Annotated in this window: 23 protein-coding genes and 1 pseudogene; 9 read left to right on the top strand and 15 right to left on the bottom strand. The window is 72.1% G+C overall.

Annotated elements, in window-relative coordinates:
- The first annotated feature begins 7 nt into the window (after nucleotides 1-7).
- The 6 genes from ACZ7LU_RS03740 (at nucleotide 8) to pssA (ending at nucleotide 6394) form a co-directional block, all read left to right on the top strand.
- Nucleotides 8-2035 (top strand): methylmalonyl-CoA mutase family protein, encoded by a 2028-nt coding sequence (locus ACZ7LU_RS03740; RefSeq protein ID WP_470982825.1) that lies wholly within the window; start codon nucleotides 8-10, stop codon nucleotides 2033-2035.
- Nucleotides 2032-2997: an HpcH/HpaI aldolase/citrate lyase family protein gene (locus tag ACZ7LU_RS03735; RefSeq protein WP_468086524.1), complete on the top strand. Its 966-nt coding sequence runs from the start codon at nucleotides 2032-2034 to the stop codon at nucleotides 2995-2997. Before ACZ7LU_RS03740 ends, ACZ7LU_RS03735 begins: the two co-directional genes overlap by 4 nt.
- Nucleotides 2998-3003: 6 nt before the next feature.
- Complete coding sequence (locus ACZ7LU_RS03730; protein WP_468086526.1) at nucleotides 3004-3516, top strand: MaoC family dehydratase; 513 nt, start codon at nucleotides 3004-3006, stop codon at nucleotides 3514-3516.
- Between the two features lie 4 nt (nucleotides 3517-3520).
- On the top strand, nucleotides 3521-4726 hold the full coding sequence (locus ACZ7LU_RS03725; RefSeq protein WP_468557422.1) for an acyl-CoA dehydrogenase family protein: 1206 nt from the start codon (nucleotides 3521-3523) through the stop codon (nucleotides 4724-4726).
- A gap of 170 nt (nucleotides 4727-4896) precedes the next feature.
- A complete protein-coding gene (locus tag ACZ7LU_RS03720; RefSeq protein ID WP_362997563.1) occupies nucleotides 4897-5553 on the top strand; it encodes a phosphatidylserine decarboxylase in 657 nt (218 codons plus the stop codon).
- The gene (pssA, locus tag ACZ7LU_RS03715) at nucleotides 5540-6394 is read left to right on the top strand and encodes a CDP-diacylglycerol--serine O-phosphatidyltransferase (protein WP_362997565.1); all 855 of its coding nucleotides are present in this window, start codon (nucleotides 5540-5542) and stop codon (nucleotides 6392-6394) included. Before ACZ7LU_RS03720 ends, pssA begins: the two co-directional genes overlap by 14 nt.
- Before the next feature lie 82 nt (nucleotides 6395-6476).
- Here the strand turns inward: pssA and ACZ7LU_RS03710 are convergent, their stop codons facing one another.
- The 6 genes and pseudogenes from ACZ7LU_RS03710 to ACZ7LU_RS03685 all read right to left on the bottom strand — a co-directional run bounded on the left by ACZ7LU_RS03710 (nucleotide 6477) and on the right by ACZ7LU_RS03685 (nucleotide 11400).
- Nucleotides 6477-7751: an ABC transporter substrate-binding protein gene (locus tag ACZ7LU_RS03710; protein ID WP_471915570.1), complete on the bottom strand. Its 1275-nt coding sequence runs from the start codon at nucleotides 7749-7751 to the stop codon at nucleotides 6477-6479.
- Complete coding sequence (locus ACZ7LU_RS03705) at nucleotides 7748-8875, bottom strand: branched-chain amino acid ABC transporter permease (RefSeq protein ID WP_471915569.1); 1128 nt, start codon at nucleotides 8873-8875, stop codon at nucleotides 7748-7750. Before ACZ7LU_RS03705 ends, ACZ7LU_RS03710 begins: the two co-directional genes overlap by 4 nt.
- Nucleotides 8868-9758: a branched-chain amino acid ABC transporter permease gene (locus tag ACZ7LU_RS03700; protein WP_468086533.1), complete on the bottom strand. Its 891-nt coding sequence runs from the start codon at nucleotides 9756-9758 to the stop codon at nucleotides 8868-8870. The genes ACZ7LU_RS03705 and ACZ7LU_RS03700 overlap by 8 nt, the downstream gene beginning before the upstream one ends.
- The gene (locus ACZ7LU_RS03695; protein WP_468303305.1) at nucleotides 9755-9901 is read right to left on the bottom strand and encodes an ABC transporter ATP-binding protein C-terminal domain-containing protein; all 147 of its coding nucleotides are present in this window, start codon (nucleotides 9899-9901) and stop codon (nucleotides 9755-9757) included. Before ACZ7LU_RS03695 ends, ACZ7LU_RS03700 begins: the two co-directional genes overlap by 4 nt.
- Before the next feature lie 117 nt (nucleotides 9902-10018).
- Nucleotides 10019-10531 (bottom strand): annotated as a pseudogene (locus ACZ7LU_RS03690) (ABC transporter ATP-binding protein); the annotation flags it as partial.
- Between the two features lie 26 nt (nucleotides 10532-10557).
- Nucleotides 10558-11400 (bottom strand): ABC transporter ATP-binding protein, encoded by an 843-nt coding sequence (locus tag ACZ7LU_RS03685; RefSeq protein WP_471916471.1) that lies wholly within the window; start codon nucleotides 11398-11400, stop codon nucleotides 10558-10560.
- 241 nt (nucleotides 11401-11641) lie between these two features.
- Between ACZ7LU_RS03685 and ACZ7LU_RS03680 the strand changes: the two genes are divergently transcribed.
- The gene (locus ACZ7LU_RS03680) at nucleotides 11642-12889 is read left to right on the top strand and encodes a PucR family transcriptional regulator (RefSeq protein ID WP_471915568.1); all 1248 of its coding nucleotides are present in this window, start codon (nucleotides 11642-11644) and stop codon (nucleotides 12887-12889) included.
- 468 nt (nucleotides 12890-13357) lie between these two features.
- On the opposite strand, the gene ACZ7LU_RS03675 is transcribed toward ACZ7LU_RS03680, so the two are convergent.
- The gene (locus tag ACZ7LU_RS03675; RefSeq protein ID WP_471915567.1) at nucleotides 13358-14518 is read right to left on the bottom strand and encodes a glycerate kinase; all 1161 of its coding nucleotides are present in this window, start codon (nucleotides 14516-14518) and stop codon (nucleotides 13358-13360) included.
- A gap of 211 nt (nucleotides 14519-14729) precedes the next feature.
- Here ACZ7LU_RS03675 and ACZ7LU_RS03670 point away from each other — a divergent pair, with 211 nt between their 5' ends.
- Nucleotides 14730-15242, top strand: coding sequence for an NUDIX domain-containing protein (locus ACZ7LU_RS03670; RefSeq protein WP_471915566.1), 513 nt, complete (start codon nucleotides 14730-14732; stop codon nucleotides 15240-15242).
- Between the two features lie 42 nt (nucleotides 15243-15284).
- On the opposite strand, the gene ACZ7LU_RS03665 is transcribed toward ACZ7LU_RS03670, so the two are convergent.
- The 5 genes from ACZ7LU_RS03665 to ACZ7LU_RS03645 all read right to left on the bottom strand — a co-directional run bounded on the left by ACZ7LU_RS03665 (nucleotide 15285) and on the right by ACZ7LU_RS03645 (nucleotide 20259).
- The gene (locus ACZ7LU_RS03665; RefSeq protein WP_468712782.1) at nucleotides 15285-15788 is read right to left on the bottom strand and encodes a methylated-DNA--[protein]-cysteine S-methyltransferase; all 504 of its coding nucleotides are present in this window, start codon (nucleotides 15786-15788) and stop codon (nucleotides 15285-15287) included.
- Between the two features lie 39 nt (nucleotides 15789-15827).
- A complete protein-coding gene (locus ACZ7LU_RS03660) occupies nucleotides 15828-17309 on the bottom strand; it encodes an AlkA N-terminal domain-containing protein (RefSeq protein WP_468557410.1) in 1482 nt (493 codons plus the stop codon).
- 87 nt (nucleotides 17310-17396) lie between these two features.
- On the bottom strand, nucleotides 17397-17930 hold the full coding sequence (locus ACZ7LU_RS03655) for an O-acetyl-ADP-ribose deacetylase (RefSeq protein ID WP_471915565.1): 534 nt from the start codon (nucleotides 17928-17930) through the stop codon (nucleotides 17397-17399).
- Nucleotides 17927-19339: a phytoene desaturase family protein gene (locus tag ACZ7LU_RS03650; RefSeq protein WP_471112067.1), complete on the bottom strand. Its 1413-nt coding sequence runs from the start codon at nucleotides 19337-19339 to the stop codon at nucleotides 17927-17929. Before ACZ7LU_RS03650 ends, ACZ7LU_RS03655 begins: the two co-directional genes overlap by 4 nt.
- Nucleotides 19340-19431: 92 nt before the next feature.
- Nucleotides 19432-20259, bottom strand: a complete 828-nt coding sequence (locus ACZ7LU_RS03645; RefSeq protein ID WP_471915564.1) for an inositol monophosphatase family protein — start codon at nucleotides 20257-20259, stop codon at nucleotides 19432-19434.
- A gap of 148 nt (nucleotides 20260-20407) precedes the next feature.
- Between ACZ7LU_RS03645 and ACZ7LU_RS03640 the strand changes: the two genes are divergently transcribed.
- Nucleotides 20408-21475, top strand: coding sequence for a hypothetical protein (locus ACZ7LU_RS03640; protein WP_471915563.1), 1068 nt, complete (start codon nucleotides 20408-20410; stop codon nucleotides 21473-21475).
- A 21-nt stretch (nucleotides 21476-21496) separates the two neighbouring features.
- On the opposite strand, the gene ACZ7LU_RS03635 is transcribed toward ACZ7LU_RS03640, so the two are convergent.
- From ACZ7LU_RS03635 to ACZ7LU_RS03625, 3 genes are all read right to left on the bottom strand, one after another.
- Complete coding sequence (locus tag ACZ7LU_RS03635; protein ID WP_471915562.1) at nucleotides 21497-23332, bottom strand: gamma-glutamyltransferase family protein; 1836 nt, start codon at nucleotides 23330-23332, stop codon at nucleotides 21497-21499.
- Between the two features lie 101 nt (nucleotides 23333-23433).
- Nucleotides 23434-24534, bottom strand: coding sequence for a transaldolase family protein (locus ACZ7LU_RS03630; RefSeq protein ID WP_471915561.1), 1101 nt, complete (start codon nucleotides 24532-24534; stop codon nucleotides 23434-23436).
- Nucleotides 24535-24615: 81 nt separating this feature from the next.
- Nucleotides 24616-25626 carry a ketoacyl-ACP synthase III family protein gene (locus ACZ7LU_RS03625; RefSeq protein WP_398299904.1) on the bottom strand — a complete coding sequence of 337 codons (1011 nt, stop codon included), beginning with the start codon at nucleotides 25624-25626 and terminating at the stop codon, nucleotides 24616-24618.
- Nucleotides 25627-25630: the final 4 nt, after the last annotated feature.

Here is a 25630-nt window from a genome sequence, read left to right as displayed (position 1 = left end):
GCGGAACATGACAGAGCGTCAGAAGGACCGGCCGTGGCTGATGCGGACCTACGCCGGTCACTCCACGGCGGAGGCGTCCAACGAGTTGTACCGCCGCAACCTCGCCAAGGGGCAGACGGGTCTCTCGGTCGCCTTCGACCTGCCCACGCAGACCGGCTACGACCCCGACCACATCCTCGCCCGCGGCGAGGTCGGCCGGGTCGGCGTGCCGGTCTCGCACCTCGGCGACATGCGACGGCTGTTCCAGGACATCCCCCTGGAGCAGATGAACACCTCGATGACGATCAACGCCACCGCCATGTGGCTCCTGGCGCTCTACCAGGTGGTCGCCGAGGAGCAGGGTGCCGACATCACCAAGCTCCAGGGGACGACGCAGAACGACATCGTCAAGGAGTACCTCTCGCGCGGGACGCACGTCTTCCCGCCGGGGCCCTCCCTGCGGCTGACCACCGACATGATCACGTACACGGTGGCGCACATCCCCAAGTGGAACCCGATCAACATCTGCAGCTACCACCTCCAGGAGGCGGGGGCCACACCGGTCCAGGAGATCGCGTACGCGATGTCCACCGCCATCGCGGTTCTCGATGCCGTACGCGACTCGGGGCAGGTCCCCGAGGAGAAGTTCGGGGACGTCGTGGCCCGCATCTCCTTCTTCGTGAACGCGGGTGTCCGCTTCATCGAGGAGATGTGCAAGATGCGGGCGTTCGGGCGGATCTGGGATCAGGTCACGCGCGAGCGGTACGGCATCGAGAACCCGAAACACCGCCGGTTCCGCTACGGCGTGCAGGTCAACTCCCTGGGCCTGACCGAGGCCCAGCCGGAGAACAACGTCCAGCGCATCGTCCTCGAGATGCTGGCCGTGACGCTCTCGAAGGACGCACGCGCGCGTGCCGTGCAGCTGCCCGCCTGGAACGAGGCGCTCGGGCTCCCCCGGCCCTGGGACCAGCAGTGGTCGCTGCGCATCCAGCAGGTCCTCGCGCACGAGAGCGACCTCCTGGAGTACGAGGACATCTTCGACGGCTCGCACGTCGTCGAGGCGAAGGTGGCCTCGCTCGTCGACGAGTCCCTCGCCGAGATGGACCGCATCGAGAAGATGGGCGGCGCGATGGCCGCCGTCGAGTCCGGCTACCTGAAGTCGCAGCTCGTCTCCTCGCACGCGGAGCGCAGGGCCCGCATCGAGTCGGGCCAGGAGAAGATCGTCGGCGTGAACTCGTACGAGTCCACGGAGCCGAGCCCCCTCACCTCGGACCTGGACGCGGCGATCATGACGGTCGACCCGGCGGTCGAGGCGCGTGTCGTCAGCGCGCTCAAGCACTGGCGCGACACCCGCTACCAGCCGCCGTTCAACCACCCGCGCCCCTGCAAGGCCCTGCAGCGGCTCAAGGAGGTGGCCGCCGGGACGGGCAACCTCATGGAGGCCACCCTGGAGTGCGCACGCGCCGGTGTGACGACCGGGGAGTGGGCGGGGGCCCTGCGGGAGGTCTTCGGGGAGTTCCGGGCCCCCACGGGCGTCTCCAGCGCTCCTGTGGCGGTCACCGCGGAAGAGGGCACGCCGCTCGCCCTCGTCCGCGAGAAGGTCGCACGGACGGCCGAGGACCTCGGTGGCGGCCGGCTCCGCTTCCTCGTCGGCAAGCCCGGCCTCGACGGGCACTCCAACGGCGCCGAGCAGATCGCGGTGCGCGCGCGGGACGCCGGCTTCGAAGTGGTCTACCAGGGCATCCGCCTCACGCCCGAGCAGATCGTCGACGCGGCGCTCGCCGAGGACGTGCACGCGGTCGGCCTCTCGATCCTCTCCGGCTCCCACGCGGAGCTCGTGCCGGACGTGCTCGTCCGGCTCCGCGAGGCCGGCGCCACCGACATCCCCGTCATCGCCGGCGGCATCATCCCCAACAGCGACGCCGAGGACCTGAAGGCGGCGGGTGTGGCCGCCGTCTTCACCCCCAAGGACTTCGGCATCACCGAGATCATCGGCCGTATCGTCGACGAGATCCGGAAAGCGAACCACCTCGACCCTCTGGAGGTCCCCGCATGACCCAGCCCGTGAACCGGCTCCGCCCGCGCCGCTCCTGTCTGGCGGTACCGGGTTCGAACCCGCGCTTCCTGGAGAAGGCCCAGGGCCTCCCCGCCGACCAGGTCTTCCTCGACCTGGAGGACGCCTGCGCGCCACTCGCCAAGCCGGAGGCCCGACACACCATCGTGAAGTTCCTCAACGAGGGCGACTGGACGGGCAAGACGCGGGTCGTGCGCGTCAACGACTGGACGACCGAGTGGACGTACCGCGACGTCGTCACGGTCGTCGAGGGCGCGGGCCAGAACCTCGACTGCATCATGCTGCCGAAGGTCCAGACGGCCGACCAGATCGTCGCGCTCGACCTGCTCCTCACCCAGATCGAGAAGACCATGGGCTTCGAGGTCGGCAAGATCGGCATCGAGGCGCAGATCGAGAACGCGCGCGGCCTGAACAACGTCAACGCGATCGCCGAGGCCTCCCCGCGCGTCGAGACGATCATCTTCGGCCCGGCCGACTTCATGGCGTCGATCAACATGAAGTCCCTGGTCGTCGGCGAGCAGCCGCCCGGCTACCCGGCGGACGCCTACCACTTCATCCTGATGAAGATCCTGATGGCCGCCCGCGCCAACAACCTCCAGGCGATCGACGGCCCCTACCTCCAGATCAAGAACGTGGACGGCTACCGCGAGGTCGCGAACCGCGCCGCCGCGCTCGGCTTCGACGGCAAGTGGGTGCTGCACCCCGGCCAGGTGGAGGCCGCCAACGAGGTCTTCTCGCCCTCCCAGGAGGACTTCGACCACGCCGAGCTGATCCTGGACGCGTACGAGTACTACACGTCCGAGGCGGGCGGCAAGAAGGGCTCGGCGATGCTCGGCGACGAGATGATCGACGAGGCCAGCCGGAAGATGGCGCTGGTCATCTCCGGGAAGGGACGTGCGGCCGGGATGCGGCGCACGTCCAAGTTCGAGGCCCCGGAGGCGTAGGACATCATGCAGTTCGGCCGCACCTACGAAGAGTTCGAAGTCGGCGCCGTGTACAAGCACTGGCCCGGAAAGACGGTCACCGAGTACGACGACCACCTCTTCTGTCTGCTCACCATGAACCACCACCCCCTCCACATGGACGCGAACTATGCGGAGAAGACGACGGACTTCGGGAAGAACGTCGTCGTGGGCAACTACATCTACTCGCTGCTCCTCGGCATGTCCGTGCCGGACGTCTCCGGCAAGGCGATCGCCAACCTGGAGGTCGAGTCGCTCAAGCACGTGGCGCCGACCTTCCACGGCGACACGATCTACGGCGAGACGACCGTCCTCGACAAGACGCCATCGAAGTCCAAGTCGGACCGCGGGATCGTCTACGTGGAGACCAAGGGCTACAAGCAGGACGGCACGCTCGTCTGCGTGTTCCGCCGCAAGGTGATGGTGCCCACCGAGACGTACATCAAGGAGCGCGGCGGCGAGCAGCCCGGCCGCCCGGAGCTCAAGTCCCAGGAGAAGTGAACCCATGAGCCGACTCGCGCAGACCGCCGGTCTCACCGACATCCAGCGGGAGATCCTGTCCACCGTCAGGGACTTCGTCGACAAAGAGATCATTCCTGTCGCGACCGAACTGGAGCACCGCGACGAGTACCCGCAGCAGATCGTCGACGGCCTCAAGGAGTTGGGGCTCTTCGGCCTCATGATCCCGGAGGAGTACGGCGGCCTGGGCGAGTCGCTGCTCACGTACGCGCTGTGCGTCGAGGAGATCGCGCGCGGCTGGATGTCGGTCTCCGGCATCATCAACACCCACTTCATCGTCGCCTACATGCTCAAGCAGCACGGCACGCAGGAGCAGAAGGACACCTTCCTGCCGCGCATGGCGGCCGGCGAGGTGCGGGGCGCGTTCTCCATGTCGGAGCCGGGGCTCGGCTCCGATGTGTCGGCCATCACGTCGAAGGGCGTGAAGGAGGGCGACGAGTACGTTCTCAACGGTCAGAAGATGTGGCTGACCAACGGCGGCACGTCCACTCTGGTGGCCGTGCTGTGCCGGAGTGACGAAGGACACCCCGAGGGGACGGCACCCCACAAGTCCATGACGACGTTCCTCGTGGAGAAGGAGCCCGGTTTCGGCGAGGTCCGCCCCGGGCTCACCATCCCGGGCAAGATCGACAAAATGGGCTATAAGGGTGTCGACACCACCGAACTCATCATGGATGGCCTGCGAATTCCGGCCAATCGCGTGCTCGGTGGGGTCACCGGCCGAGGGTTTTACCAAATGATGGACGGTGTCGAGGTCGGCCGCGTCAATGTCGCGGCGCGTGGCTGCGGCGTCGCTCAGCGTGCGTTCGAGCTCGGCGTCTCGTATGCCCAGCAACGTCACACTTTCGGCAAGGCCATCGCCCAGCACCAGGCGATTCAGTTCAAGCTGGCCGAGATGGCTACCAAGGTCGAGGCCGCCCATGCGATGATGGTGAATGCAGCACGCAAAAAGGACTCAGGGGAGCGAAACGACCTCGAAGCAGGGATGGCGAAGTACCTCGCCTCCGAGTACTGCAAGGAAGTCGTGGAGGACGCGTTCCGGATTCACGGCGGCTACGGCTTCTCGAAGGAGTACGAGATCGAGCGTCTCTACCGGGAGGCTCCCATGCTGCTGATCGGTGAAGGTACCGCCGAGATCCAGAAAATGATCATTGGCCGACGGCTACTCGAAGAGTATCGATTCCAGGGCTAGATGCCCGGTTTGGGCCACTTTCGCCGAGAAGAAGATCACACCCTGTCAACACTCTTCGGCCGCTGACTCGGCTTCCTGGCTTGCCCAGTTGTGGCTCGCAACCGATAACATCCGGAAAAAGCCGCCGTCCCCCGTTCACTGCGCGGCATCATCCGCTACGAAGGTCATCCATGCCCCACAGCCAAACCTCTGCACCACGCGACGGCATTCTTCAGGGACGCCTTGCTCGCGGAGCATCGCCGTGGCTCCTGCCGACCGTCGCCACCGCCGCACTCAGCCTCGCCCGCGCGCGCCGCTCCAAGAGCGCCGCGGCCGTGGCCGTACCCGCCACCGCTCTCGCGGCGGGCATGCTGTGGTTCTTCCGCGACCCCGAGCGCGAGATCGCTCAGGGCCGGGTCATCTCCCCCGCCGACGGCGTGGTGCAGAGCATCATGCCGTGGAAGGACGGGCGTACCCGCGTCGCCATCTTCATGAGCCCCCTGAACGTCCACGTCAACCGCGCGCCCCTGGCGGGCACGGTGACGTCCGTGGAGCACATCCCCGGCGGGTTCGTCCCGGCGTTCAACAAGGAGAGCGAGAACAACGAGCGCGTTGTCTGGCACTTCGACACCGAGCTCGGCGACATCGAGATGATCCAGATCGCGGGCGCGGTCGCCCGGCGCATCGTGCCGTACGTGCCGCAGGGGTCGAAGGTGGAGCAGGGCGAGCGGATCGGCCTGATCCGCTTCGGCTCGCGCGTCGACATCTACCTCCCCGAGGGTGTCGAGGTGGACGTCGAGGTCGGTCAGAAGACCGTGGCTGGGGTGACTCGCATTGACCGTGGTTGATCCCGAGACACAAGCGGGCTGGGTGCCCGAGGCGGTGCAGGACGAGGCCGACGAGGAGATGCCTCTCTCACTGCGCCTGTCGATAGCGGACACCCTCACCCTCGGCAACGCCACGTGCGGCTTCATGGCGGTGTACTTCACCACCACGGGCATCCTCATCCCGTACGTGCAGGGCAGCACCGAGAGCGGCATGGCACGGCACTCCGCCGCGACCGCCGTGATCCTGATGCTCTGCGCGGCCGTCTTCGACCTGTTCGACGGGCTCGTGGCCCGGAAGCTGCGGTCCTCGCCGATGGGCGCGGAGCTGGACAACCTGTCGGACCTGATCAGCTTCGGTCTGGCGCCGGCGTACTTCGTCCTCGTCTACGGCATGGTCGCCGACGACGCCCACCAGCGGGTGGCGGCGGTCGGCGCGATCGTCGTGTTGTTGGCGGTGGTGCTGCGGCTTGCGCGGTTCTCGTGCGTGACCGTGAAGGACGGCACCTTCCAGGGCATGCCGTCCCCCTTCGGGGCGCTCACGGTCGTCTCGATCGTGCTCCTGGAGCTGCCCTTCGTGGCGACGCTCCTCGCGATCATCGGCACGGCCTGGCTCATGGTCAGCCGCGTCGAGTACCCGAAGCCGCGGGGCCCCCTCGCGGTGGCCATGCTCTCGTGGATCGTCGCGGCCATGGGGCTCCTCGCGGCCTGGGCGTTCGACGCGCCGGGCGGCCAGCTGCTCCTGCAGACCGGGTGTGCTCTGCAGCTCGTCCTCGGAGCGGTGATTCCCCTCTTCGCCACGGCTCGGAGGGTGAACAACTTCCGGGGCAACCGCAGGGAAGCGCGGGCGGCGCAGTTGCCGTAGCTTTTCGTACGTAGCAAAGGGGGCCTGAACCGTATGGTTCAGGCCCCCTTTGCTTGCCGTTGATCGCCCTTCGGGCTCGTCCTCAATCGCCGGACGGGCTGAAATCCTGCGCCGCGTCCGCCGCTGCCGGCTGGCGGACCACCTTCATGCCGCCCGTCGCCTTCTTGTCCGGCTGGAGGATCACGCTCTCCTTGGAGGAGGGTGCCTTCGGGTCGGTGAAGTCCTGGGTGACGCCGAAGCCGGAGTCGAAGTCGTCCAGCGTGAGGAGGGCCTTGTCCACGCCCTCGCGTGTGAGGTCCTTGTCCTCGCACGCCTTCTTCAGGGCCTGGCCGAAGACCGACGCGGCCGTCCAGCCCGCCACGACGCCGTTGTCCAAGGAGTCCTTGGGGTGGGCCTTCTTGTAGTCGGCGACGAGCTTCTTCGCCGCCGTCGTGTCCGCGCCGATGGGCAGGGTGGGCGAGGCCACGTAGTAGTTCTTCATGAGGGCCGGGCCGGACTGCGTGGCAAGGAGCTGCGGGGCGAACGCCGAGTTGTTGCCGATGACGGGGACGTCGAAGCGGCCCGCCGCCGCGACACCGACCAGGGACGCGGCCTGGCGGGGGCCCGCGCTGACGACGACGGCCTTGACGCCGGCCTTCTTCAGAGCGGAGACCTGGGCGGTCATGTCGTTGTCCGTGGGCTTGATCTTCTGTTCGACGACGGTGAGGCCCGCCTCCTCCGCCATGTGCTTCGAGCCCTTGAGGGCGCTCTCTCCGTAGTCGCCCTCGAAGTAGACGTGGCCGAGCTTGTCGCCCTTCTTTAGGCCCTTCTCCTTCATCAGGAAGTCGATCGCGTTGATCGTCTCCAGGTCGTACGTGGAGCCGATCACGCGCACGTACGGGCTGCCCAGCAGGTTCGCCGACCAGGCCTGCGGCAGGACGAGGGCCTTGTCGCCGTCGATGCGCTGCTTCACGGCGGCGACGAACGGGGAGCCGATGAACTGCGCGAAGCCGAGGACCTTCGGCTCCAGCTCGGTGTAGGCGGCGACGGCCTTCTGCGGGTCGTAGCCGTGGTCGCGGACGGTCAGCTTCAGCTTGCGGCCGCAGATGCCGCCGTCCGCGTTGGTCTGGTCGACGTAGAGCTGCTGGGCCTGGGTGACGCTCTTGCCGAGGGTGGCGTAGACACCGGTCATGTCGGTGAGCACGCCGAGCTCGATGGTCTCGCTCGTCACGCCGTCGCCGGACTTCACCCCTCCCGCGCCCTCGTCGCCCTTGTCGTCGTCCTTCGCCTTGGAACTGCACGCGGTGAGCGCGAGCAGCGCGGCGACCGCTGTGGCGGCCGCCGTGGCCCTCGTCAGCGCGATTCTCGGTGTTCTCATGCTTCCTCCCCTGGAGTGCCTGGTCTTGGCTTGCTGCGCCGGGCGGCGATCCTCGCCAGGCCGCCGGGCAGGAAGAGCACCACCGCCACGACGGCGGCGCCGTACAGATACCGGGACGCCTCACCCGGTGAGATCCCGCCGGTGCCGGGCGCCGAGACGAGGGGCAGCGCGTCGCTGTACCGGGTGAGCAACTGCGGCAGCAGCGAGACGAGTGCGGCGCCCGCGACCGCGCCGGCGACCGAGCCGAGGCCGCCGATGACGATCATCGCGAGGTACTCCAGGGAGAGCGTCATGCCGAAGTAGTCCGGCACGGTGCGCTGGAAGACCAGGGCGAGCAGGACCCCGGCGAGGCCCGCGTACATCGACGACAGGACGAAGACGCCGGCGCGGTAGCGGGCCACCGGGACGCCGATCACGCCCGCGGCGACCCGGTGGTCGCGGATCGCGTTCATGGCGCGCCCCGGGCGGCCGCGCAGCACGCCGCGGGCGAAGAGGCCGCAGCCGAGGAGCAGGACGAGTCCGACGTACCAGAGCTTCTCGGCGGCGCCGAACGGCACGGCCGCGATCACGACCTCGCTCTCGTCGAACGTGATGCCGAAGAGGTTCAGGGGCGGTACGTCACGTCCGTTGGAGCCGCCCGTCAGGTCGTGGGCGTTGAAGAGCACGTGCTGCCCGATGAAGATCAGCGCGAGGGTCGCGATGCCGAGGTAGGCGCCGCTCAGGCGGCCCGCGATGGGGCTGAAGAGGCCGCCCGCGAGCCCGGCGACGGCCACCGCGAGGGTCGCGGCGAGCCAGGTGGGCAGGCCGAGCCCCGTCAGGCCTTCGCCGCCGTCGCCTGCGAGGACGCAGTAGCCGTACGCCCCGATGGCGAGGAAGAAGGCGTGGCCCATGGAGAGCTGGCCCGTCGCGCCGGTGAGGAGGTTCAGGCCGATCGCGCCGATCGCGGCGGCCATCGCGAAGAGGCCCGCCTGGAGCCAGAAGCGGTCCAGGTAGAACGGCACGGCGAGCAGGAGGACCGCGGCGACGGCCCACACAAAGGCGCGGGGGCGGCCGAGCCGCGTACGGGCCGCGGTGGGGGCGGGGCGAGCCGGGCGGGTGGCGGGGGCCTCGGAGACCTCAGACACGGGAGAGCTCCTTCGTGCCGAACAGCCCGGCGGGTCGCAGCAGCAGGATGACGGTCATGACGAGGTAGGGCGCCAGGTCGCCGAGCCCGCGGCCGAGGAAGCTGAGCTCGCTCTGGTAGCCGGTGGCGAGGGACTCCGTGACGCCCACGACGAGGCCGCCGACCAGGGCGCCCGTCGTGGAGTCGAGGCCGCCGAGGATCGCGGCGGGGAACGCCTTCAGCGCCGCGAGGGACGTGGCGCGTTCGAGTCCGGGCGTCGGGAAGACGGTGAGGAACAGCGCGGCCACGGCGGCGAGCGCGCCCGCCACCGCCCACGCCCCGAGCGACACCCTGCCGAGCCGTACGCCCATCAGCGCGGCGGTCTCCGGGCTCTCGGCGGCGGCCCGCATCGCCACGCCCCACGAGGTGTAGCGGAAGGCGAGGAGGAAGACGGTGATGAGCAGCGCCGCCGCGACGAACGCCGCGATGCGGGTGTGCGCGAGGGAGATCTGGCCGACGGTCAGCACGTCGTCGCCCCACGGGTCGCCGAGCGGCAGGACGTCGGTGCCGAGGCGGCGGGTCAGTTCGGTGGTGAGCAGGATGTCGACGCCGATGGTGACGATGGCGAGGACGCTGTGGTCGGAGCCGCGGTAGCGGCGCATGACGAGGAACTCGACGGCCGCCCCGACGACCGCGGCGCCCGCGATGCCGACGAGCAGCGCCGCCCAGAAGCCGAGGTCGTCGTGGAGCGAGGCGGTGACGTAGCCGCCCGCGAGGAGCAGCGAGGCGTGGGCGAAGTTGACCACCTCGGTGGCGCGGAAGATGACGACGAAGCCGAGGGCGATGAGGGCGTAGACGGAGCCCATCGAGACCCCGTTGAGGAGGAGTTCGGTGAAGGTGGTCACGGTCGCTCCTCCCCTTCACCGGTCCGGCCGCCCTCGCCCAGATAGGCGCGTACGACCGCCGGATCGTTCTGTACGTCGCCGGGAGCGCCGTCGGCGATCCGGCGCCCGAAGTCGAGTACGGTCACCGCGTCCGCGAGCCGCATCACCACCCCCATGTCGTGTTCCACCAGGACGATCGAGATGCCGAGGCTGTCGCGGACGCCCGCGATGACGGCCGCGGTGCGGCGCCGTTCGTCGGCGGTCATGCCGGCGACGGGCTCGTCGAGGAGCAGCAGGCGCGGCTCCATGCACAGGGCGCGGGCCAGCTCGGCGAGTTTCTGCTGTCCGTAGGGCAAGGCGCCCGCGGGCAGGTCGAGTTGATGTTCCAGGCCGACGAACGCGGCGATCTCGCGGACGCGTTCCCGGTGCCTGCGTTCCTCGCGGGCGGCCGACGGCAGCCGGAGCCCGGCGGCCACGAAGCCGGTGCGGGTCAGGCGGTGGCGGCCGAGGAGCAGGCTGTCGGCGACGGTGGCGCGCGGCGGCAGGGCGAGGTTCTGGAAGATCCGGGCGACGCCGAGCCCGGCGATCTGGTGCGGCCGCATGCCGGTGAGCTCGTGCTCTCCGAAGCGGACACTGCCGCCGCTCGCGCGGTAGACGCCGGACAGGACGTTGAAGCAGGTCGACTTGCCCGCGCCGTTCGGTCCGATGACGGCGTGCACGGTGCCGGGGCGGACGGTGAAGCTGACGGCGTCGAGGGCGGTGAGCCCGGCGAAGCGGACCGTCAGGTCCCGAACTTCCAGGGGCGGTACGGTCGTCCCGGTCACCGTGCGTCCTCCCAGCGCGGCAGCGTCGGCAGCGCGCCGAGACCGCGGGTGGCGTCGGCCGCCGCGTCCTCGTCGACCACGCCCAGATAGCGGCGGCGCACCTCGTCGGAGGCGGCGAGCTCGTCCGCGGGTCCCGCGAGGGCGACCTCGCCGACGTCGAGGACGTACGCCGTGGAGGCGAGCCGCAGCGCGAGGGCGGCGTTCTGCTCGACGAGGAGCACCGAGATGCCCTGTGCGTTGATCTCCTGGACGGTGTCGGCGATGCGGGCGGCCATCAGCGGCGCGAGGCCGAGGGACGGTTCGTCCAGGAGGAGCAGGCGCGGGGACGCCATCAGCGCCCTGCCCACGGCGAGCATCTGCTGCTCGCCGCCGGAGAGGAGACCGGCGCGCTGGGCGCCGCGCTCGGCGAGGACGGGGAAGAGGTCGTGGACGCGCCGCAGGGCGGCCGCCTTGGCGGCGCGCGAACCGGTGGAGCCGAGCGCCCCGGCCCGCAGGTTGTCGGTGACGGACATCCTGGCGAACACCTGGCGTCCCTCGGGCACGTGGGAGATCCCGGCGGCCACCACCCGGTCCGGCGCGAGGCCGTCGACGCGCCGCCCGTCGAAGTGGATGTCGCCCGAGGTCAGCGTCCCGCCCTGGAAGGAGAGGGTGCGCGAGATCGCGCGCAGCAGCGTCGACTTGCCCGCGCCGTTGCCGCCGAGCACGGCGACGACGGCGCCGTCGGGCAGGTCGAGCGAGACGCGGCGCAGGGCCCGCACGGGCCCGTACCCCACCGACACGTCCCGCACGACGAGCCCCCCGCCGCGGGCGCCGGGCCCGGCCTTCCCGGCGCCCTTCACATCGGATCCAGCCACGTATCGCCCTCTCGTCCCGCCCGGCCGTCCGCCGTCGCGTGGCGCTCACCCCAGCACCGCGGGAGCGGCCCGTCCACGGGCAGCGGGCGAAACGCTGCGGGGGACCAGTGGCGGCGTCCCCCGGTTGTGCACGCGCACAACACCGCGTGTCAGGGGCCTGCCGGAGTGGCCCGGCGAGTGGCATCCTCCGGACGACGACGTCTTGGAGCGCGGCGACGGGGGAACGATGACCGGACCCACAAAGAGCGGACGCAGGCCTCGGACCGGACACGACTGGAAACTCCTCAAGGAGGCGTGCACGGCTCTCCTGCCGCGCCTGCCCGAGCTGGTCGACGAACATCTGCGGCAGCTCGGCGAGCACTCGCCGGTGTACGGGCGCGTGCTGCCGTACGACGTGCAGTGGCGGGAGGCCGAGGAGGCCATGCGGATAGGCATCGAGGCGATCTCCGCCCCGCGGGCCTCGCCGCGCCGCGACCTGGAGTACGCGGAGGAGGCCGGGCGGCGCCGGGCCCAGCAGGGCCTGCCGCTCGACCTGGTGGTGCACTCGTACCGCAACGCGGGCTATCTGGTGTGGGACTCGCTCCTGGAGGGGACGGCGGGCAAGGACCCGGAGAAGCTGGCGGTCCTGATGCGCTCGGCGACGATGGTGTGGTCGGCGGTGGACGCGCAGGCCGCGGTTGCGTCCGACGCGTACCGTGCGACGGAGCTTGAGCTGCGGCGGCGCACGGACGAGCAGTTGCAGGCGCTGCTCGACGCGCTCCTGGAGGGCCGTTCGGCGCCGGGGCTCGCGGCGCGCGCGGCGGCCGGGCTCGACCTGCCCGAGCACGGCCCGTACGCGGTGGTGGTGCTCCGCGTGGACCGGCGCGACGGCCGCGAGGCGTTCCACCGGCAGATCCAGCGGACGGGGTTCCGCTTCATCTGGCGGATGCGGACGGACTGCGAGGTCGGCGTGGTGGCGCTCGGCGCGGCGGCCGGTGACGGTGAGGAGAGCGGTCTGGACGGGCTCGCCCGGCTCCTCGACGGACGCTGTCCGGGGCCCGGCGGGATCAGCCCCGTGGTCGGCGGGCTCGCGGAGCTGGGCCACGCCCGGCGGCTCGCGGAGCTCGCGCTGCGCACCTGCCCACCCGGCGCGACGGACATCGTGCGCCTGGACCGGCGGATGCCGACGGCCCTGGTGGTGAACCAGCCCGAGCTGGCGGGGCGCCTGGTGAAGGACGTGCTCGGCGAGGTCCTCGCCCTCGAACCGGCGGACCGGGCGGTGCTGTTGGAGACGCTGGACGCGTGGCTGGCCTGCGAGGGTTCGGCCGGCCGGGCGGCCGGCCGTCTCTACTGCCACCGCAACACGGTGTTCAACCGCCTCCGCCGCCTGGAACAACTGACCACCCGCTCCCTGGCCCGCCCCCGCGACCTGGTGGAGGTGGCACTGGCAATAGAGGCCCACCGCCTGTCCCCGGGCGGGACGGGCGCCCCTTGAGTGGGGCGCGGGGAACTGCGCCCCCCTCAAGGGGCGCGGGCCTAGGGGCGCGGCCCAGGGGGTGCGGGCCTAGGGGCGCGGTCCAGGGGGGCGCGGGCCTAGCGGCGCAGGCCCAGGGGACGCGGGGCTAGCGGCGCGGGTCAGGGGGTGCGGGTCAGGGGCGCAGGCCAAGGAGCCCGGGCCTAGGGGCGCAGGCCCAGGGGGTGCGGGTCAGGGGCGCAGGCCACGGGGGCGGGCCTAGGGGTGCAGGCCGCGGGGGCGGGCTCAGGGGCGCGGGGAACTGCGCGAGCAACCCCCACAACCCGCACCCGGCAAAGCCCCCGAACCAGGCAGGACGAGCGCCCCTCAAGGGGCGCGGGGAACTGCGCGAGCAACCCCACACCACCCGCACCCCGGCAAAGACCCCGAACCAGGCAGACGCCCCCGGAACCCGCCCAGGCCTACGCCAAGTAGTGCCGGCACAGCGGCCTACACCAAGTAGTCCCGGCCCAGCCGCTCCGCGAGCGTCTCCAGGATCGGCCCCGCTTCGGCAATGCACCGCGCCACGTCCGGCTCGACGTCGGTCAGGGCGTACGCACGGCGGATCCCCGCCTTGCCGAGCACCTCCGGGGCGAGCGCGAGGCGGCCGCAGACCGCGACGACCTCGACCCCGGCGGCCCGCGCGGCGGCGGCCACCCCGGCGGGGGCCTTGCCGTGCAGGGTCTGCTCGTCGAGGGAGCCCTCACCGGTGATGACGAGCGTGGCCCGCTCCAGCGCGGGCGCGAAGCCGAGCACGTCGAGCATGACCTCGATGCCGGGCCGGAAGCCCGCCCCGAGCCCGACCAGCGCGCCGTACCCGATGCCGCCCGCGGCGCCGGCGCCCGGCGACTGGGCGCACTCGGCGGCCTTGGGGCCGATGGACTTCTCCAGAACCGTGGCGAAGTGGGCGAGCGCGGCGTCCAGCGCGGCGACGTCCTCCGGGCAGGCACCCTTCTGCGGCCCGTACACCGCGGGCGCGCCCTTCGGCCCGGTCAGCGGGTTGTCCACATCGCTGGCGAGCACGATCTCGACATCCTTGAGCCGCGGGTCGAGGCCCGTCAGATCCGCGGTGGCCAGGTCCTTCAGCGGACCGCCGCCCGGCGCGACGGGCGCACCCTCCGCGTCCAGGAAGCGCGCGCCGAGCGCGGCCAGCATGCCCGCGCCGCCATCGGTCGTGGCGCTGCCGCCGACGCCGAAGACGATGGTGCGCGCCCCGGCGTCGAGCGCGGCGCGGATCAGCTCCCCGGAGCCGTACGTGGTGGCCGTGAGCGGCGCGAAGACGCCGTCGGGGAGCAGCTGGAGGCCCGAGGCCTCGGCCATCTCCACCACGGCGGTGCCGTCCTTGAGGGCGTACGCCGCCGTCACCGCGTTGCCGAGCGGTCCCGTGACGCGCACCTCGCGGCGCTCGAAACCGCCCGCGACGGCCGCGGCGACCGTGCCGTCGCCGCCGTCGGCGACGGGCAGGGCCTCGACCTCCGTGCCGGGGGCGACGCGGCGGAGCCCGGCCGTCACCCGCTCGGCGACCTGCACGGCCGTGAGCGAACCCTTGAACTTGTCCGCGGCGATGAGGACACGCTGCCCGTGTCCCGTCGTTCCTGCAGCGTCCGCCACCTTGCATTCCCCTTGCTTTCCGGGCCTTGCTCGCGTCAAGGCAGTCGCGCCGCTGCGACCATAACCGCAGACAGGGCCCGCTGCCCATGGCCGACCGGGACGCGAGACGACGCTCCACGGCGAAAAATCACCTGATTTCCTCCCATAGCAGCGCGCCACAAGCAGGAAAATGATCGATCAGCCCAGGCCCCGCGCTGGCTACCCTTTCCCGATGACCATTCATGACGCGCAGGACTACGCCACGTACATCGCAGGACTCCCCCGCGTCCTCGTGGGAGCCGCCGCGCTCTTCCGGGACGCGGAGGGCCGGGTCCTGCTCGTCGAGCCCAACTACCGCGAGGGCTGGGCGCTGCCCGGCGGGACCGTCGAGTCGGACGACGGGGAGACGCCGCGGCAGGGGGCGCGCCGGGAGACCCTCGAGGAGATAGGGCTCGATGTGGAGCCGGGGCCGCTGCTCGTGGTCGACTGGGTGCCGCCGGGCCCCCTGCGGCCGCGGCCGCCGCTGATCGCCTACCTGTACGACGGTGGCGTGCTCGGCACCGAGCAGCTGAAGTCGATCCGCCTGCAGGAGGAGGAGCTGCTCTCCTGGCGGCTGGTGGCCCCCGAGGACCTCGCGGCGCACCTGCCCGGCGAACTCGGGCGCCGGGTCGCCGTCGCGCTCGACGTGCTCGCGCGGGGCGAGGGCCCGGCGGAGCTGGAGGACGGGCACCGGGTCGGCCGCTGACCCGGCACCCACGCACGCGCGCGCGGTGGGCCATCGGCACCGTCAGAACAGCGCGTCCTCGGAGACCCTCGCCGATCCCCCCTCGAAGGCGAGCAGCCGCTGCTTGCGGTCGAGCCCGCCGCCGTACCCCGTCAGGCTGCCGTTGGCGCCGATGACGCGGTGGCAGGGCACGATGACGCCGATCGGATTCTTCCCGTTGGCGAGGCCGACCGCGCGTGAGGCGTTGGGCTTGCCGAGGGCTTCGGCGAGTTCGCCGTACGTACGGGTCTCGCCGTAGGGGATCCGCTGGAGCTCGCGCCAGACCGTGCGCTGGAACGGCGTGCCGTCGAGCCGCAGCGGCACGTCGAACTCCGTCAGTTCCCCGGCGAAGTAGGCCTCCAGCTGGCTGATCGCCGCACCGAACGGTGCCGGGTCCCGGTCGCCGAAGGTCTCCTCGGGCGGGCGGTGGCGCTGCTCGGTCATGTAGAGGCCGCTGAGCACGCCGTCGGTGGCGACGAGGGTGAGCGGCCCGTAGGGGCTGTCGATGAGAGTGTGCAGACGTTCCATGCGCTCCGTGCATTCCCTTCGTTCCATGCGTGAAGTCCCTTACGCGGGGATCGAGTTGATCGGGTGGTCGTCGGTGGCCCACAGGTACTGGACCGCGTACGCCCGCCAGGGCCGCCAGGCGGCGGCGCGTGCGGTGAGCGCGGCAGGAGTGTGCGGCAGGCCGAGCTCCTTCGCCGCACGGCGGATGCCGAGGTCGGAGGGGAGGAACGCGTCGGGGTCGCCGAGCGCCCGCATCGCGATGACCTCGACCGTCCAGGGGCCGAAGCCGGGGAGCTCGGTGAGCCGGGCGCGGGCCTCGTCCCAGTCGCTCGCCACGCCGAGGCCGATGCTGCCGTCGGCGAGGTGGCGTACCAGCGTCGTCAGGGTGGAGCGGCGGCTGCGGGGCAGGGCGAGGGTGTCGGGGTCCAGTGCGGCGAGGTCGTCCGGGGTGGGGAAGAGGTGGGTGAGGCCGCCCTCGGGGTCCTCGACAGGACGGCCGTGCGCGGCGACGAGGCGGGCGGCGTGGGTGCGGGCGGCGGCCGTGGAGACCTGCTGGCCGAGGACGGCGCGCACGGCGAACTCGGCCTCGTCGACGGTGCGCGGCACGCGCCGCCCCGGCGCCTTGTCGACGAGCGGCGCGAGCAGCGGGTCGGTCCGCAGCCGGCCGTCGACGGCGGCCGGGTCGGCGTCCAGGTCGAGCATGCGGCGGCAGCGGCTGATGGCGATGGTCAGGTCGCGCGGGTCGGTGAGGCTCAGCCGGCAGCCGATGTGCTCGGGGTGCGGGGTGAGGGCGACGACGCCGTGTCCGTAGGGGAGGTTCAGGGTCCTGCGGTAGGCCCCGTTCCGCCACTCCTCGACGCCGGGCACGGCGGTGGCGACGAGGTGCCCGAAGAGGTTGTCGGGGTTGAGGGGCGCGCGGAACGGCAGCCGCAGCGAGAGGACCCCGCCCGGCGTCCCGGCCGGTGCGGCGCCGGTCCGCTTGGGCGCGCGGGCGCGGAGCTCGCCGGGGGCGAGAGCGAAGACCTCGCGGACCGTGTCGTTGAAGGTGCGGATGGAGGAGAAGCCGGCGGCGAAGGCGATCTCCGCCATGGGCAGTTCGGTGGTCTCGATGAGCAGCCGGGCGGTCTGCGCGCGCTGGGCGCGGGCGAGCGCGAGCGGTCCGGCGCCCAGTTCGGCGAGCAGCTGCCGTTCGACCTGCCGGGTGCTGTAGCCGAGGCGGGCGGCGAGGCCGGGGACGCCGTCGCGGTCGACGACTCCGTCACCGATGAGACGCATGGCGCGGGCCACGAGGTCGGCCCGCTGGTTCCACTCAGGAGAGCCGGGGCTGCTGTCCGGGCGGCACCGCTTGCAGGCCCGGAAGCCGGCCTGCTGGCAGGCGGCGGCGCTCGGGTAGAACGTCATGTTCTCGGCCTTGGGCGGTACGACGGGGCAGCTGGGGCGGCAGTAGATCCGGGTGGTGACGACAGCCGTGAAGAACCAGCCGTCGAAGCGGGCGTCCTTCGACTGAACGGCGCGTACACAGCGCTCTGTGTCGGTGTGCATGCCGTCAAGGATCCCGGGTCCCGGCCCGTGTGGCTGGCGAGAATCCGACATCGACGTCGCACTGCCAGGGGCGTCTCCGCTCCCCGCCTACCCCCGCTCCGCCTCCGCGAGCGCCGCTGCGAACGCGTCGTGGGCGGCCCGGTCGAAGAGCACGAACCGCACCTCGTCGAAGAGCGCGGGGTCGGCGGTCTCCCGGACCGTCCGGACCGCGGTGCGGGCCGCGTCGTCGAGCGGCCAGCGGTAGACGCCGGTGGAGATGGCGGGGAAGGCGACCGTACGCGCGCCGAGCTCGGCGGCGACGCGCAGGGACTCGCGGTGGCAGGAGGCGAGCAGCTCGGAGCGGTCCTCGGTGGCGGACCAGACCGGGCCGACGGTGTGGATGACATGGTCGGCGTCGAGCCGTCCCGCGGTGGTGGCGACGGCGTGGCCGGTGGGCAGTCCCTTGCCGAGGTGGGCGGCGCGCAGGCGTCGGCAGTCGGCGAGGATGTCGGGACCGCCGCGCCGGTGGATGGCGCCGTCGACGCCTCCGCCGCCGAGCAGCGAGGAGTTGGCGGCGTTCACGATGGCGTCGGCGCTCTGCTGGGTGATGTCCCCCTGGACGAGGGTGATCCGGACGGTCACTGCTGTCTCCTGAGCGTCTTCCACACGGCCTTCGCGGCGTTGTGCCCGGACATGCCGTGCACGCCGGGGCCCGGCGGTGTCGCGGACGAGCAGAGGAAGACGGCGGGGTGGCGGGTGGTGTACGGGAAGAGGGAGAGCTTGGGCCGCAGCAGCAGTTGCAGTCCGCTCGCGGCGCCGCAGGCGATGTCGCCGCCGACGTAATTGGGGTTGTGCGCGGCGAGTTCGCGTGGGCCTGCGGTGGCGCGGGCGAGGACGCGGTCGCGGAAGCCGGGGGCGAAGCGCTCCAGCTGGCGCTCGATCGCGTCGGTGAGGTCGCCGTCCCAGCCGTTCGGGACGTGGCCGTACGTCCAGAAGACGTGTTTGCCCTCCGGGGCCCGGGAGGGGTCGACGACGCTGGGCTGCACGGTGATCAGGAAGGGGGTCTCCGGCGCCCGCCGCGTGCGCGAGGCGGCGTGCAGGGCGGCGCTGATGTCCTTGCTGCCCGGGCCGATCTGCACCGTTCCGGCGGTCCGCGGCTCCTCGGCGGTCCAGGGGACGGGGCCGTCGAGCGCGTAGTCGATCTTGAAGACGCTCGCTCCGTACCGGTATCCCTCATAGGCCCGGCCGAGCCCGGCGATCCTCGCGAGCGCGGTCGGCGAGGTGTCGAAGACGTAGGCGCGGGCGGGCGGCAGGTCGTCGAGCCGCTTGACCTCGTAGTCCGTGTGGACGGAGCCGCCGAGGTCCTTCAGATACGCGGTGAGGGCGTCGGAGATGGACTGCGAGCCGCCACGGGCGACGGGCCAGCCGCGGGCGTGCGCGGCGAGCGCGAAGACCAGGCCCACGCCGCCGGTGACGATGCCGTCGAGCGGCGCGATGACGTGCGCGACGAGGCCCGCGAACAGGGCGCGCGCCCGGTCGTCGCGGAAGCGGCGCATCAGCCACGTCGACGGCGGCAGCCCGGCGAGGCCGAACCGGGCGAGGGTCACCGGGTCCCGCGGCAGCGAGCTCATCGGCAGGGACATGAAGTCCCGCAGCAGCACGTCCCAGTGGGGCAGGAAGGGCTCCACCAGCCTTCGGTACGCCCCCGCGTCGCGCGGCCCGAAGGAGGCGGCGGTCTCGGCGACGGAACGGGACAGGACGGCGGCCGTGCCGTCCGGGAAGGGGTGCGCCATGGGCAGCGGGGGCTGGAGCCACTCGAGGCCGTACCGGTCGAGGGGCATGGCGCGGAACGCCGGGGAGTTGACGCCCAGCGGATGTGCGGCGGAACAGGGGTCGTGGCGGAAGCCGGGCAGCGTCAGCTCCTGCGTCCGCGCACCGCCTCCCACCGTGCTCTTCGCCTCGAAGACGGCGACGGAGAAGCCGCGGCGGGCCAGCTCGACGGCAGCGGTCAGCCCGTTCGGTCCCGCTCCCACGATGACGGCGTCAAGCATCGACGGCACCTTCGGACTCCTTCGTCAGCCGATGGCCTGTGCCGCCCAGGATAGGACGGGGCACCCGCCCCACTTCCCGGGGCCCTGCCAGGTCAGGCGGCGCCCGCGAGGAGGCCGGCGACCCGGCGGGCCGTGGCGGCGTCACGGGCCGCGGTGAAGGGCAGGGCATTGCCCCCGCCGATACGGAACGGCTCCCCCGTCAGCGTCAGGTCGGTGCCGCCCGCCTCGGACACCAACAGCAGCCCCGCGGCGTGGTCCCAGTCCAGCTCCCACGAGAACGCGATGGCGTCCAGCTCCCCCTTGGCTATGGCGAGATACTCCAGCCCGGCCGAGCCGCACGGCCGCGGCCGCACGCCGTCGACCCCCAGCCCCAGCAGGGCCCGCTTCTGCTCCTCCGTGGTGTAGTCCGGGTGGGATGTGGCGACCTGCACGTCCGCTCCCGCCTCCGGCGAGCCGGCCGTCAGCCGCTGCCCGTTCAGCCAGGCGCCTTGGCCGCGGACCGCCACGGCGAACTGGTCGAGCATGGGCGCGTACGTCCACGAGGCATACACCTCACCGCGCACCGCGAGGGCGACGAGCATGCAGAAACCCGGGTCGCCGTTGACGAACTGGCGCGTCCCGTCGACCGGGTCGACGATCCACACGGGCGCGTCTCCGCGTATCGCCTCGTACGTCGACGGGTCGGCGTGCACCGCTTCCTCGCCCACGACGACCGACCCCGGCAGAAGCGCGGCGAGGTCGACGGTCAGCTGCTCCTCCGCGCGGCGGTCGGCGACCGTCACCATGTCGTGCGGGCCGCTCTTCTCCACGACATCACCCGCGGCGAGCTGCCGGAAACGAGGGGTGACCTCCGCTGCGGCGGCCTTGCGGAGCGCCTCTTCCACGTCGCGCACCCCGTGCGCCAAGAACTCTTCGATCATGCCCCCATGAGAGCACGCCCCACTGACATCCCGTACGCCTCCGGCAAACGCGCCCTTAACCCCGCGTGAACCCCTGGCGCCCCACCCCGGCGGCCCATGGGATCATGCGTTCGACCGACCAGGGGGCACGCGAGATGGGGAGTGCGGCGTGAGCGGAGCCGGGGGGCAGGACGGGTCGTCCGTGTCCGACGAGGAGTGGGAGCGGTTCCTCCGGGAATCGGAGGCGGGCGGGGCCGGGGCTCCGGTGGAGCCGTCGGCACGCGCCCGTGAGGTGGAGCGCCGGCTGCGCTCCGAGCGGCCGGAGGGCTGGCGCACCTACTCACCGGCCCGGCCCCGGCGTAGAACGGGCCGGTATGTGACGGGACTCCTGGTGGCCGTGGCCCTGCTGGTCGCGGCGCTCTTCCCCCGGCAGATCCTCGGCTGGTTCGACGGCGACAGCGACGCCGACGGCCACGACAGGACGACGTCGGCCGCCGACGCGGACCTGCCCACCCGCACCGCCCCCTTCCGGGGCTCACCCGCCGCCCGCTGGGCCGACGGAGCGGCCGGCATCACGGTGCCGCGGGCGAAGGCGACCGGCTGGATGGACGCCGCCGAGGTGGATCGAGCGCTTCAGCGGAGCCGGGATTTCATGGTCGACGCGGGGCTCGACCCCCGCGTACTCCGCGGCGAGCGGCCCAAGAAGGCGATCGCGCTCCTGAACCCGCACCAGAAGGACGTCCAGAAGTACCTCCGCACCGCCCTGACAGCGAAGGCCCCCACGTCCAAGAACAACCCTCTCCTCCTGTTCAGCCGCTTCCGGCCCGAGGAGACCCGCCTGGTCGGTGACGTGGTGAAGACACGTGGCGGGCTCACGTACCGGGAAGGGAAGCGGGGTGCGGTCGAGGTGACGGCGGACGTCACCTTCGTGTACCCGGTCACGCCGGCGGGCGAGGGCCCCGAGGTCATCCGTACGATCGTGCGGCGCGAGGTGGTGATGAGCTGGGACGACCCGGCCGAGGTGATCACCGAACCGGGCACCATGTCCCTCGTCTCGTACACGCTCGACATGACCAACGGCGGCTGCTCCGCCCCGACCGGCTACTTCGAGCCGCCCTTCGACAAGGCCGACGGGCGAGCGGCCGACGAGTCCCGCCGGATCGACCCGTACGACCGCAGCAAGCCGATCGAATCGACACCCGCGGACAACGACTGCGCGACCGCCACCCGCTCCTAGAACCGCTCCTGGAACCCCCGGCTAGCGCCCCACCGCGTACCCCTGCATCCCCCGCGCGTTGGCCGCCCCGTACAACACCCCGCTCCCCGCGTCCCGCGCCACCGCGCACAGCCGCCCTTCCGACCACGGACCGCCCACCGTCACGTCATGCCCCCTCCGCCGCAGTTCCTCCACCACTTCCGGAGCCGTGCGTGATTCGACCGTGAGGCTGCCGGGCCGCATGCCCCGCGGATGGAAGGACCCGGGGAACGACTCCGTGTGCCAGTTGGGCGCGTCGATCGCGCCCTGGAGGTCGAGTCCGCCCCGCACGGCGTCCCGCAGCACGACCCCCAGGAAGAAGTGCACCTGCCACTGGTCCTGCTGATCGCCGCCCGGCGTGCCGAAGGCGAGGACCGGCACTCCCTCCTTCAGCGCCAGCGACGGCGAGAGAGTCGTCCGAGGGCGCCTCCCGGGCGTGAGGGAGTTGGGCAGCCCCTCCTCCAGCCACGCCATCTGCAATCGCGTCCCCAGCGGAAACCCCAGCTCGGGCACGACGGGGTTGGACTGGAGCCATCCTCCGCTGGGCGTGGCGGACAGCATGTTCCCCCAGCGGTCGACGATGTCGACATGACAGGTGTCGCCGCGCGTACCCCCGTCGCCGGCCACCGTCGGCTCCCCCGCCCCGGCGGCCGCGGTACCGCCCCATCTCTCGAGGTCCGCCGCCTCTCCCGATGCCACCGCGTACGCGTGCGCGGAGAGCCGCGGCTCGCGCCCGCCCGGCGCTCCGGGCCGCAACCGGTACGACGCCTTGTCCTCGATGAGCCGCCGCCGCACCGCGTTGTACTCGGCGGAGAGCAACTCCCCCACCGGCACGCTCTCTTCCCCCGCGTCCCCGTACCAGGCCTCCCGGTCCGCCATGGCCAGTTTGCAGCCCTCGACGAGGAGATGGACGTACGCGGCGGAGCCGTACGCCGGAAGCTCGTCGACGGCCCGGGGCAGCAGCGCGAACTGCTGCAGGAACGCGGGCCCTTGGCTCCAGCCGCCGGCCTTGCACAGGGTCCAGCCGTTCCAGTCGTAGGTGACGGGCTCCTCGTAGGAGGCGCTCCACCCCCGCAGGTCCTCCGCCGAGAGCGTCCCCACGTGCCGCTCACCACTCGTGTCCATGGTGGGCCGCCCGGCCTGCCGCACGAGCGCCTCGGCGATGAACCCACCGCGCCACACCTCACGCGCGGCCTCGATCTGCGCCACCCGCGATCCGCCGGCCGCACCGGCCGAGGCCTCCGCCTCGGCCAGCAGCCGCCGCCAGGTCGCGGCGAGCGCGGGGTTACGGAACAGCTCGCCGGGGCGCGGGGGCTTGCCGCCAGGGAGGTAGACCTCGGCCGACGTGGGCCACTCGCGCTCGAAGAGCTCCCGTACCGTCGCCACGGTCTCGCCGACCCGCTCCACGGGCGCGTGCCCGTCCTCCGCGTACCCGATGGCGTACTTGAGGACGTCCGCGAGCGATTTCGTGCCGTGGTCCCGCAGGAGCAGCATCCACGCGTCGAAGGCGCCGGGCACGGCCGCGGCGAGGGGTCCGGTGCCGGGCACCAGGTCGAGCCCGAGGGAGCGGTAGTGGGCCACGGTGGCGCCCGCGGGCGCGCAGCCCTGCCCGCAGAGCACCCGCACCTCACCCCCGGCGGGCGCGAGGATGATCGGGACCTCGCCCGCGGGACCGTTCAGGTGCGGTTCGACCACGTGCAGCACGAACCCCGCGGCGACGGCGGCATCGAAGGCATTGCCGCCGTCCTCCAGTACGGCCATCGCGGACTGGGAGGCGAGCCAGTGGGTGGACGACACCATGCCGAAGGTGCCCTGGAGGGTCGGTCGGGTCGTGAACACAGGGCCTCTTGCCTCGCTGATTCTTGGTGTCGGGACGGGAGTTGGACGCCCGGGGGCAGGCCTCCCCCAGCAGGCTATCGACCGTCGCCCCGCACCTCCTGTCAGGCCGGTGTCAGCGACCGGTGTGCCTCGGAGCGGAACGTCGTGGCACCCGCGGGTGTCGCCCGGTGGGCCGGGGCGGTCGGGAGGAGTGCGCCGACGCCGCGGGCCGCCCGGACTTCCGTGGCCTTCGTGGCCTTCGTGGCCTCAGGGGCCTCAGAGGCCTCAGGGACCTGAGGGGCCTTCGTGGCCAAGGACTCCACCGAGACGCCGAACCAGTTCAGGTACGCCAGCGTCCGCTCGGCGTCGGCGTAGTGCCGCCACACCCGGTCGCCGCTCACCGTGCCGGACTCCGCGAGGGTGTGCGCCGCGGCCGGGGTCATCGCCGCGGCCGTCCGCCTCGTCACCAGTTCCTGCACGGCGTGGGCCGCGCGGGACGGCGAAGCCGTGCCGGTCACCCACATCGGCTTCGGCTCGGGGGTGCCGGCGGCTGCCAGCGCTCCCCAGCGCGCCGAGGAGAACGTCATCTCGTGCGTACGGTGCGCGAGGCGGGCGCACGCCAGGCCCGCCCGGCCCCTGAGCGCCTTGGCCTCGTCGGAGCCGATGAGGTCCAGGCGGGCGTCGATGTCCGCGTCGACGCCGGTCACGTCGAAGGAGATGAAGGAGGGCGTGCGCGTCGACGCGTCCAGTGCGGCCAACAGGGCGGCGGCCGCCCGCCCGTACTGGCGCGGCGAGCGCACCCCTGACACCTCCACGGCGATGCCCAGCGCGCACAGCGCCCTCAGGGTCGCCGTGTCGGCCGCCTCGGCGGGGAGGCGGACGACCACATTGGGGCGGCCGATCTCGTCGCGCACGGCACGGGCCCGCGCGACCCAGGCCGAGGCTCCGGCCGCCGGCTGTGCGGGCAGGGGGACGGAGACCAGGCCCCTGGCTCCGCCGCTCGCCCGGTGCCGCGGCAGCAGGTGGTCGCAGGCCCTCCTGATCTCGTCGGCGGGGTCGGCCCCGGCCGCGGAACCGGCTTGTGGGGCGCCCATGCGGGCCCCCGCCACGTCACCCTGTGCGAGCGCGCGGCGGACCTCGCGCGCCGCGCCCTCGGTGGTGGCCGACACGTCGATCCATACGTCGACACCCTCGGCCCTCAACCGCTTCCAGGCGTGATTCATCGCCCCGTCCCTCTCCTCGTATTCCCCACGTCGAATCCGGTCACGTCGATGCCCGTGCAACCGCCGGGCCTTGACGTTTCGTCAGCTCTTTTCCAGGACCGCGCAAGTCCAGCTGAAGCCCGCGCCCACTCCCACGAGCAGCACCCTGTCGCCGCTGGCCAGCGCGTCGTCCGCCAGGAGCTTCGCCAGACCGGCCGCCTGGTCCCCGGCGCCCAAGTGGCCCACTGTCAGGCCGTATTCCTGGAGCGTCACCTCGGGCTGTATGCCGAGCGGAGCCAGGCACTGCAGCTGGGAGAGCCGGGCGCCGAAGAAGGGGACGACCACGGCCGCCATCTCGTGGATGTCGGCGCCGGCCTCCGCGAGGCAGTTCTTGACGGCGGACATCATGCCCGTCTCGTTGCGCGTCGTGACCTCTTCCTGGGAACGCCCGCGCAGGAACCCCTTCTTGCGCGCGACCAGGTCGAGCGGCCCCGCCTGGCTTCCGCTCGGCAGGAACGGCTCGTCACCGCGGTGCAGCCCTTCCAGCATCGGCTGTGAGTACGACGACGTGGCGACCAGGCGCAGCGTCCCCGGCGTGCGGGAGAGGACGACGCCCGTCCCCGCGTCACCGAACGCGAGGCCCCGGTCGGTGCTCCAGCGGGGGAAGGCCGGGTCGGCGAACCGGTCGCCCGTGGTGACCAGGGCCGCCCGTGTGGCGGGGACCGCCGTGAGGCGCGCCGCCGCGTTCTCCAGCGCGCTCATTCCTCCGTTGGACATCTGGCGCAGCTCGTACGCCACGCAGTCGCCGTGGCCGAGCACCCGGTCCTGGATGTACGCAGCCGTGTTCCAGAACTCCAGGCCCTGGTACCAGCAGTCCGCGTGGATCAGCAGCCCCACGTCCTGCGCGTCCCGGCCGCTGCGGGCGAGCGCCGCGCGGCCCGCGGCGACGGCGAGCTCGGGCCCGCTCCGCCCGACGCTCACCGACACGGAACGCTGTGCGCTCCGCTCGATCTCCTCTGCGGGCAGCAGGCCGGCGGCCACCGCCTCACGGCCGGTCTGCAGCTCCCCGAACTCGGCGGCCGCGCCCTCCACATAGATGTCGTCCCAGCGCACTCGC

Source organism: Streptomyces sp. NPDC039462 (genome assembly GCF_055639375.1).
This window is presented reverse-complemented; position numbering and strand designations above follow the sequence as displayed.

Bases quoted from the DNA above. Each gene is read 5' to 3' on its own strand.
- ACZ7LU_RS03730 (WP_468086526.1), top strand. From the start codon at position 3,004: ATGCAGTTCGGCCGCACCTACGAAGAGTTCGAAGTCGGCGCCGTGTAC.
- ACZ7LU_RS03650 (WP_471112067.1), bottom strand. From the start codon at position 19,339: ATGCTTGACGCCGTCATCGTGGGAGCGGGACCGAACGGGCTGACCGCT.
- ACZ7LU_RS03735 (WP_468086524.1), top strand. From the start codon at position 2,032: ATGACCCAGCCCGTGAACCGGCTCCGCCCGCGCCGCTCCTGTCTGGCG.
- ACZ7LU_RS03740 (WP_470982825.1), top strand. From the start codon at position 8: ATGACAGAGCGTCAGAAGGACCGGCCGTGGCTGATGCGGACCTACGCC.
- ACZ7LU_RS03725 (WP_468557422.1), top strand. From the start codon at position 3,521: ATGAGCCGACTCGCGCAGACCGCCGGTCTCACCGACATCCAGCGGGAG.
- ACZ7LU_RS03710 (WP_471915570.1), bottom strand. From the start codon at position 7,751: ATGAGAACACCGAGAATCGCGCTGACGAGGGCCACGGCGGCCGCCACA.
- ACZ7LU_RS03680 (WP_471915568.1), top strand. From the start codon at position 11,642: ATGACCGGACCCACAAAGAGCGGACGCAGGCCTCGGACCGGACACGAC.
- ACZ7LU_RS03645 (WP_471915564.1), bottom strand. From the start codon at position 20,259: ATGATCGAAGAGTTCTTGGCGCACGGGGTGCGCGACGTGGAAGAGGCG.
- ACZ7LU_RS03630 (WP_471915561.1), bottom strand. From the start codon at position 24,534: ATGAATCACGCCTGGAAGCGGTTGAGGGCCGAGGGTGTCGACGTATGG.
- ACZ7LU_RS03670 (WP_471915566.1), top strand. From the start codon at position 14,730: ATGACCATTCATGACGCGCAGGACTACGCCACGTACATCGCAGGACTC.
- ACZ7LU_RS03695 (WP_468303305.1), bottom strand. From the start codon at position 9,901: ATGCGGCTCGCGGACGCGGTGACCGTACTCGACTTCGGGCGCCGGATC.
- ACZ7LU_RS03720 (WP_362997563.1), top strand. From the start codon at position 4,897: ATGCCCCACAGCCAAACCTCTGCACCACGCGACGGCATTCTTCAGGGA.
- ACZ7LU_RS03665 (WP_468712782.1), bottom strand. From the start codon at position 15,788: ATGGAACGTCTGCACACTCTCATCGACAGCCCCTACGGGCCGCTCACC.
- ACZ7LU_RS03660 (WP_468557410.1), bottom strand. From the start codon at position 17,309: ATGCACACCGACACAGAGCGCTGTGTACGCGCCGTTCAGTCGAAGGAC.